Annotated in this window: 7 protein-coding genes and 2 pseudogenes; all 9 read right to left on the bottom strand. The window is 34.9% G+C overall.

Translation table 11 applies throughout. The features are described 5' to 3' along the window. Positions 1-101: 101 nt before the first annotated feature. Positions 102-179, bottom strand: a complete 78-nt coding sequence (locus tag FC36_RS12700; protein ID WP_155889652.1) for a transposase domain-containing protein — start codon at positions 177-179, stop codon at positions 102-104. A gap of 15 nt (positions 180-194) precedes the next feature. Further along, on the bottom strand, positions 195-587 hold the full coding sequence (locus tag FC36_RS05325) for an IS66 family transposase (RefSeq protein ID WP_081782003.1): 393 nt from the start codon (positions 585-587) through the stop codon (positions 195-197). Between the two features lie 58 nt (positions 588-645). Continuing rightward, positions 646-1,050 carry a hypothetical protein gene (locus FC36_RS05320; RefSeq protein ID WP_155889651.1) on the bottom strand — a complete coding sequence of 135 codons (405 nt, stop codon included), beginning with the start codon at positions 1,048-1,050 and terminating at the stop codon, positions 646-648. Between the two features lie 88 nt (positions 1,051-1,138). Beyond that, complete coding sequence (locus tag FC36_RS05315; protein WP_025021462.1) at positions 1,139-1,972, bottom strand: DUF4747 family protein; 834 nt, start codon at positions 1,970-1,972, stop codon at positions 1,139-1,141. A gap of 721 nt (positions 1,973-2,693) precedes the next feature. Further along, complete coding sequence (locus FC36_RS05310) at positions 2,694-4,289, bottom strand: hypothetical protein (protein WP_025021463.1); 1,596 nt, start codon at positions 4,287-4,289, stop codon at positions 2,694-2,696. A gap of 149 nt (positions 4,290-4,438) precedes the next feature. Next, entirely contained in the window at positions 4,439-5,500 is a 1,062-nt protein-coding gene (locus FC36_RS05305; RefSeq protein ID WP_025021464.1) for an FRG domain-containing protein, read from the bottom strand. Positions 5,501-5,785: 285 nt separating this feature from the next. Then, positions 5,786-7,209: pseudogene (locus tag FC36_RS05300) on the bottom strand (flippase). A gap of 2 nt (positions 7,210-7,211) precedes the next feature. Continuing rightward, entirely contained in the window at positions 7,212-8,327 is a 1,116-nt protein-coding gene (gene glf / locus FC36_RS05295; RefSeq protein ID WP_025021465.1) for a UDP-galactopyranose mutase, read from the bottom strand. A 150-nt stretch (positions 8,328-8,477) separates the two neighbouring features. Next, positions 8,478-8,675 (bottom strand): annotated as a pseudogene (locus FC36_RS12470) (hypothetical protein); the annotation flags it as partial.

Here is an 8,675-nt window from a genome sequence, read left to right as displayed (position 1 = left end):
TATTATAACTGATTCAGGACCTCATTTTAACTTGTACATTTTTTATTCTAACAGCATTCCATGGCAAGAGGACTTCAAGTTCTTCCTCTTCAAGGAAATCTTTAGAAGCAACTTCTGACCTTTTCCAGGTAGGATTCTGGGTTCAGCCCATTAAGCTTGGCTGTTTTAATCAAAGTCATTGCTACGGCATTGGCTTAAGAACCGTCAAATGAGTATGAGAAAAACCAATTTGTTCGTCCCATAACGTTCTCTTTAACAGCCCGTTCAACACTGTTATTACTTAACTCGAAGTAACCTGCATTGAAGACGTTCATGAGATAAGCCTTTTGGTTAATCATATAGCTAACAGAGTCACTCAAAGCCGTTTTAGAGGATATTTTCTCACCCGCCAATATGATACGGTTGTATACCTCTTCTAATTTAGGCTTCATTTTATTTCGCAAAAAGTGATACCGATCATTTTCAGATAACTTAGTCGTTTTTCGATTAAGATTGAAAATTTCATCAAGCAAATCAACTATTCCTTGCGAAGAACAGCTATTTTCGGTTGCTTTGAAGAACTTTCGTCTATCGTGAGTTAAAGATATCCAAGGCGCTGTCTTCGCTTAACTAGCACCATACACATTACAGTATTTCACCATGTATTTACTCAATCTCAGATGAAAGCATCACATGCTGTATCAGCTCACCAATGATATAAAGCATAAAACAAATAGCATAAATAACTAATCCCAAATACACAATTACAATAGAAAAGATTTCTAAGAATCTCGGAAACAAACTAAAAAATAATGATCCAATTGCCAAAATAGTCCACAGGCTCGCTCCCCATATATAAGGAAAAATAAACCCCTCAAAAGTCCCATTCCCAACATTTATGATTTGTTTCAATATACTTTTATTATAAACCACGATAATAATGGCCATTGCTGCTAAAATAAGTGACGTTTCGGCAATAGCAACATTAAATATCTGTACGTTAATTTCTCGCATAACACTCACAAATTTTACTTCTTTCACATGGAGAAGTATTCCAATCATGAAACTCATAATAATTGCCCCCCATAGAGGCCAACGAAACAAGTGTCGGTTTACTGCTTTCAATATTATGCGTGAAAGCTTTGCACGCTCGTATATACTATTCTTCATCTTCCCTTTCACCATCTTCCATGGAACTCATTATCTCACCCTTAACACGATTTATTACCTCAATGTTCTCCTTATCTACTTCATCAATTGTTTTCTTAATTGGATTTTCCTTTGTTTCAATCACTGTTTTTTTATTATCTTGATCTACCAACGTAGCTTTTATATTTCCAAACCCTTTCCTAGTAATCTGTAACAAGTTTTTGATAAAATCTGTTGTTTTACCATCTTCCGATTTTACTTTCAAACCTTCTTCCTTATTTTCAAGAGTAAGTTTTCCCGTTTTAGCATTATTTTCGGTAATAATATCTTGGATTTCATTGAGTGTTCGTGGATCATTGGGAGTTACATAATCTAATTCGAGTTTCCGTACCGAATAATTCTCACTCAGTAAATTTTTCTCAAATTCTTTCGTTTTAGACAACAATCTAATATCAACATCACCAATCTCAGCATCTCTTGAAATAATGCCTTTAAAATGATTAAAAACTGACGTTTTATTTGAAGTATTATAAGGGTGACATAATATAATTTCTTCTTTTACAAAATAATAAAATGGACTTAATTGTACATATTCAAACGCTACTTCTTTGGTTACTGAACCATCTATCTGCGTAACTTTTTGGAGTAATGGTTTAGCAACATCACCCATAATAATGTTATTGTCAAGTGACTTTACATTTACTAATGTCCACTCATCTTTTCGATTAACAGGTTCCTTAGCAAACGACAAAATCCTTTTAGGAATAAGCTCTTCTTTAATATTTTTAAAATTACTATTAAAAATATTTTCACTAATATTCAATTTCATTGCAAAAAATTTCATCTAAGAATCTCCTCAATTACATATCCTTTACATCATAAAATTCCTCATAGTTATTATTAATTATATCGTTAAACAACTAATAATAAAAGACATTAAGCATAAATAGATAGTTAAAACTTTTTATGGGTAATTCACTTTTATCGTTGATATAACGGCATTTGTAAATTCTTATATTTTTATTTTTTTCCAACGTTAACTATTACCCTGTTCAAACTAGAATTTGACGTCAAAACCCTAGTTTGAAAGTTTTCGTAGTACTTATCATTCTTCGTGTGTTTCTTTAGATTTCGCTTACAGATTTCGAAAATATCTATTTTGTTGTAACACATCATCCGAACCGTAGCTAATGCATTGACTCCTTCGACGCTCCATGCCATAGGGCGTGAACTGAATCTTGCTGATAAACAGTACTTATGTGCCCTTCAGTAGAGTCCCCAGCGATACTCCTTGCCCATATAGTTTTATTTTTTCAAGGTATCCTACGAGATAATGATGTTTTTTGATTGTAATCATTGTACCGCTAAGAGTTTTTTGTATTTAGTTAAAAAAATTTACCTACAAAAACTTTTGTCCGCCACTCGTAACGATAACGTAACCCTCCGATTGTACCAGCTTGGGAATTTACAAGCCCTTAGACTATTTGTATACTTCTTTAGACAGAATGGGGAACTCCACCATCCCAATATCCATTAGCTCAAGAAATTTCACTATACCAACTTACCTATTTAAAGTCATTCCATTCAACTATCTTAACCAGAACATCAGTAAACAAGTACATCATCCTAGCAGCAATCTGCGGATTTAAATCACGATTCTTTAATCTTGCCAGGTGAGCAAGCCGATTACGGTAGTCATGCCCTAAACTCCCCTCTTTTCCAACACTTCCTAAATAGTACTTTAAGTTTTGTAAATGTTCCTGACTAAAAGCCTGAAGTCTAACCTCATTTTGGTGGTCTAGCAAACTTCCCAGCATTTTCTCCTTGATTGGAACATATATTTTGTCCATATTTTCTCTTAAAAACTGTTTTCTCAATAATTTTTCAATCAGCGCACACGCTAGCATCTCAACGTTATAGCTAAGAGTAGAAATAAGCGTCGAATCTTTGATAGTTAAATTATTAGCTAAAATTTTAAAATTGTCTAATAGCATCTGTCCTTGAAATAGTACGCCTTCCTCAAGATCATCATCTAATTGATCAATTTTGATTAAAAACTCATTTACACACTCCGTATACTCGGCTAGCCGCTCGTCTTTCATCATTATTTCATAAAACACTGCTTGTCCTACCAATAAAGTAGTCTCCAAGTGAACCACATGTGCGTTAGTGTAATAATCATCTGATAATGTCAACAAATCTGAAAGTCCCTTATTACCGCCAGCACGATCCAAGGATGTACTTACAATATACTTTAATTTATCATAGCTAGTGCTACTTTTGTCCCATGTCGTTAAAACTTCTGACCATGGTATGTTACAGCTAATTTCCTGTCCATGCTCTAAAAGATAAGCAGTTGCCTTTTCTTCTTGATTTTCAGCTAAGACCTCAAAGTGATAAGCCCGTTTATCTTTTATTTTCCTTAAGTATCGCAGCAATTCTTTGACGTACTCTACCGTAAAATAAATATCCTCTAGTCTTTCTGAACTTAAAGCTTGCTCCAATTCTTGACGATATTCATCAATAAATTCGTCAACAATGCCCTTTAACTTACTTTTACTTCGCGCACTAAGTAGCATAGGCAAAAGGCTACTTTTACTGTGAAAATCGCTATTTTCATAGCATTTAAGTAGCTGCACAAAAAGTTGCGGGTTCTTTCCGAATAGTTTCTTGAAATCATCAAAGTTCCAAATAAAATACCATGGTCTTACCTCAATTAAATATTCATATAATTTAGGATTCCCGCCACCATTATCTTTGATAAAGTCTAAGGTTACATCACTAAGGTTGCATAGATTCTTTACTTCTAAAGAAAAGACCTCCTCTACATGCTGATTTAAAAAGATATACACCTGCCTCTTAAGCTTCTTCAACTTCTCATCATCAATTAAATTAATAATCTCTGTAAATCTTTTCTTAATATTTTCATCATCTGTAATAGCATCTTTATCCCTATCTAACTTTTGTAGTAATTGCACGATGAAATATGCCACATACTCATCCATACTTCGAATTTGTTCTAAACTTTTAACAATTTCCTCATAAAAATTAAACTTCTTCGCCACAGAACCAAATATAACCCCAGTATACATATCATTAGTTCCAAAATACTTTAGTGTAAAACTGTTATCTAGATGTTCTATTTCCTTTATTAAATCCATTACACACACCTTCTCAAAATCTCCATGTGGCTTTACTTCATTCCAGTCACTACCATATCTTCCATACTAACCAAATAACCCTGTTGCAATTTTATACAAACAGGGTCATTTTCAAATTAAGTTGTTACTAATAAGCGTAACACATACCATTAACTAAACTTTTCGCTAATGTACTGTGCCATACTTTCCATATCGGTGAACATGGTACCTTTGTTAATATTTAAGTCCTTGTCTAATTCAGCATGGATGGCTTGCTTAACACCAGCAGGAACCTTAAAGCGAATTAGTTCTCCCGAAGTTTGATCTTTTACTTGCAACTTCGCTAATTTACAGTGAATCTTATCTATATTAGCAGTCAAGACATTCTTTTGTGGTTTACTACGGTAAACATCTGGGATAATAATGAAGCTCCCTTGTTGGTTCTTTAATCTTTCACTCGTGATTGAAGATTCAAAGATTTCGGGTTCTAACATCCGCCCAAAATCAATGACATGTTGAAAATCACCAACATCTTGCTTAATCATGTGGTATAACCGTAAGACTTGATAATTTTGGTTGATTTTCATGTACTTCTTGGTTAAACGGCACTCTACCGTTTTTTCCTCACAGCACTTCTTACCACAACAGCAGCAACAACAACAATTTACATTGGTTGTAATCGTAATACTTTCAACCAACTTCCGATACCAAAGTACATACTCTGCTTCTGTAATTCCTGACTTAATAACCTCATCAATAAAATCTTGAATTAAAGCATTAATTTCATTTTTGGCATCCTCGTCCATAAAGGCTAAGGTTGATAAAATTTCCACCGTATCACTATAAGTACCATATTTGACTTCTTTATTAGGCTTGAAAACATAGACGTAACCATCTTCTTCATCATTACTTAAAGTCGCAAAGAACAAAGCCACTAACTTATTGCGAGTAATGTCCAAGAGTCGTGTTGGCAAAGTCATATGCTGCATAAGTGACAACCGGGCAGTATTATTCTTCAAAGCATCAAACTTTTCAGGATATTGTTTTACATACTCGTTAATTACTTGATATTCAGGTAACCCTCTACGAATTAAACTTGGAATTAACTTACTGCGACCATATTCTTGACTTTCCCCACGATAGTAAATTAACTCTTCATTTTCCAACACTTGTTTCGACTTCTCAATAAAGTCTGCCACACTATGTACCTCGATTGATTTATAATTATTCATTATACTCACACCTTTCATCAATCCTACTTTCAGTATACCCCTGGTATATTCAAATGTACAGTAAGCGTTATCAAAAAATTGTACATGAATGTAACAGGGCGTATTGTACACGAATAGCCCGAGGGTATACAATATTTCGTGTACTTCTTTATATAGACTTTCGTCTACGATTGAACTCTACTATATCAATATTCCATAACAAGAATGCTTTAAGATTTTCATCTTTGAAAGTAACTTATTTCAGGACCTTTTCCAGATAGCTTTATGAAGTAATCTAAATTAGCGTTAACGTTTTCTTCGTTCATTTATCACATGCTTAGCATTTTTCAAAACTTGAGGCCGTAAGATAAATACCATAACCGTATATATCACAATCCCAACTAATACTTCTAAAATTAACATTAGCCAACTAGTCGCAATATGTCCATTCATCCAGTAAACCGGAAGAAACATCACTATACTTGCTAATAAATATTTCCAACTATCAGAAAATAATTCGCTAAAATTTAAATTTTTACGTACGACCCAAATTTGATAAAGCGTTACACCTAACTCTGAAATTACCGTCGATAACATCGCACCATTTAAGCCCAATAAATCAAGGGGATATTTAAAATAATATTTGTTACCGCTCCGATAGTCACAGAGGCTGTAAATTCTTTTACCCGATTAACTGGTAGTAAGTATTGGGTACCTAAGACATTAGACCAACCAATTAAAAGAATAACCACTGATTCAATCATCATGGCCGGCCCCACCGGTCCGTAACCATGACCACAGTAGTAAGGTCCTAAAGTTGTCGCTACGGCTGCTAAACCGAAAGTCATTGGAAAAGCAATCGCTGAAACAAAATCAAATGACTTATATAACATCTGATTAACCTTTTTCGTATCACCCTTAGAAAATGCATTTGATACATGAGGTAACATTACTGTCCCCGTTGCCGTCACCAAAGCTAAAACCAGTTTTACCAAGCTATCAGAATATTGATAGTAACCAGACGCTGTTTCACCAATCATAACCCCTAACATCGTCCGATTTAACTGCACATAAAGTTGCGTGGCAATTTGAGGAACAAACATCGCTACCGTTGGAATAAAGTATCGCCAGGGGTTCAACCTCCTAAACGAAACTTTGTTCAATAAGAAACGTAAATGAGGCCACAATGTCAGGTTCCCTACAAATGTTGATAAAGCTAAGACAATAATATAAAGTGTTACATCATGCGCATCTCGAATAAATAGAAAAATTGCTACCATCGAGATTAACTTCACCAAGGTATTACGAATAACCGTCCGTTTGAAATCTTCAATTCCCATATAAAGCCAGGAAATATCAAACGCTACCGCTACTAAATTAATTGATTGGGCCCACATGTAAGTCTTATTTGAGGTACAAAACATCATAAAAACCACAAAAGCAAGGTAAGCTACTATCGTCATCACAGTTTTAATAATTTGGATTTCCCAAAAAGTTTGTGACATCTTAGCTTTATTATCACGTACATAAGCTATTTCACGGTTACCATAATAACCAATCCCAATACTGGCAATTAAAATAAAGTATTGGATGATAGAATTGGTAAAGGCGTTAGCCCCTACCCCTTCAGGGCGTAAAACCCGACTGACATAGGCTGACGTTAGTAAAGGTACAATAATAGCTAAAACTTGATAGCCTGCATTATAAAGATAGTTACGAATAACTTTCATATTTAGCCTTCTAATTCGCTTTTAACAGTCTCTAGGGCCGCAGCAAGCACTTGATCCATGTTGTAGTATTTGTATTGACCTAAACGGCCACCAAAAATAACATTGCTTGCATTCTTCGCTGCATATGCTTTATAAGCTTGATACATTTCATTGTTACGTTCATTGTTCACTGGGTAATATGGTTCATCACCACGTTGCCAATCAGCTGGATATTCACGGGTAATAACCGTTTTACCTTTTTCACCTTTACCATATTCAAAGTGCTTGTGTTCGATAATCCGTGTGTAAGGTGTTTCGGCATCCGTGTAATTAACTACGGCATTTCCTTGATGGTTATCTTCGTCAAGAATTTCTGTTTCAAAGCGTAAGGAGCGATATTCCAATTCACCTAACTCGTAGTTAAAGAATTGATCAATCATCCCAGTAAAGACCACCTTATCAAATTCAGCCAAGTATTGGTCCTTCTTATCAAAGAAGTCAACACCTGTTTCAACCGTAATATTTTCGTGGCCCAACATTTTTTCAACGATTTGGGTGTACCCTCCCATTGGAATTCCTTGGTAAAGATTGTTGAAGTAGTTGTTATCATAAGTTAATCGAACTGGCAAACGCTTAATAATAAAGGCTGGTAATTCAGTCGCCTTCCGTCCCCATTGCTTTTCAGTGTAGCCCTTAATTAACTTTTCGTAAATATCTGTTCCAATTAAGGAGATGGCTTGTTCTTCTAAGTTTTCAGGTTCTTTACCACCTAAAACTGCCTTTTGTTCTTCAATTTTTGCCATCGCTTCTTGTGGTGTAACAACACCCCAAAGCTTATTGAAAGTATTCATATTAAATGGTAAGTTGTAAATTTCACCATTGTAATTAGCCACCGGAGCATTCGTATAGCGATTAAATTCGGCAAATTGTTGGATATAATTCCACACTTCTTTATTGGAAGTATGGAAAATGTGTGCTCCAAATTGGTGAACTTGGATGCCATGCACTTCTTTGGTATAGATATTACCTGCAATATGATTACGTTTTTCGATTACTTTTACTTGATGACCTCGTTTGGCCGCTTCATAGGCAAAGGTTGCCCCAAAGAGTCCCGCACCTACTACTAGATATTTTGTCAATTTGTTTTCCTCCAAAATATATTTTAATACGCTAATTGCTAGTTTGTAATACTTCCATTTTTTGTAAATTGTACAGTGTTATGATTGATTCAAAATCGGCTTGAAACCCTTCTAAACTACGGTTATGAGTCTCTTCGCTACCGTATAATTTTAACTGTGAAAAGCACGTTTCAATTCTTCGGCGAATTTGATTAAGTAATGACTTATTGTGCCGTTTGGCACTTTCATGTTAGACCGAAACGGTGTCCATAATTGATAACCCATTTCTCTAAATTCTTGGACTATCTTTTCACCAACGTAGCCAACGTCCGCTAAAACTTGAGAACATGGGCAGTCAGCTATTAATTC

It is taken from the genome of Ligilactobacillus equi DSM 15833 = JCM 10991, assembly GCF_001435735.1.
Classification (GTDB): domain Bacteria; phylum Bacillota; class Bacilli; order Lactobacillales; family Lactobacillaceae; genus Ligilactobacillus; species Ligilactobacillus equi.
Note: the sequence above shows the minus strand (reverse complement) of the source record. Positions and strands in the feature narration are given on the sequence as shown.

Coding starts and splice junctions, on each gene's coding strand:
- FC36_RS05320 (WP_155889651.1), bottom strand. CDS start 1,050: ATGAGTTTCATGATTGGAATACTTCTCCATGTGAAAGAAGTAAAATTT.
- FC36_RS05315 (WP_025021462.1), bottom strand. CDS start 1,972: ATGAAATTTTTTGCAATGAAATTGAATATTAGTGAAAATATTTTTAAT.
- FC36_RS05305 (WP_025021464.1), bottom strand. CDS start 5,500: ATGAATAATTATAAATCAATCGAGGTACATAGTGTGGCAGACTTTATT.
- FC36_RS05310 (WP_025021463.1), bottom strand. CDS start 4,289: ATGGATTTAATAAAGGAAATAGAACATCTAGATAACAGTTTTACACTA.
- FC36_RS12700 (WP_155889652.1), bottom strand. CDS start 179: ATGACTTTGATTAAAACAGCCAAGCTTAATGGGCTGAACCCAGAATCC.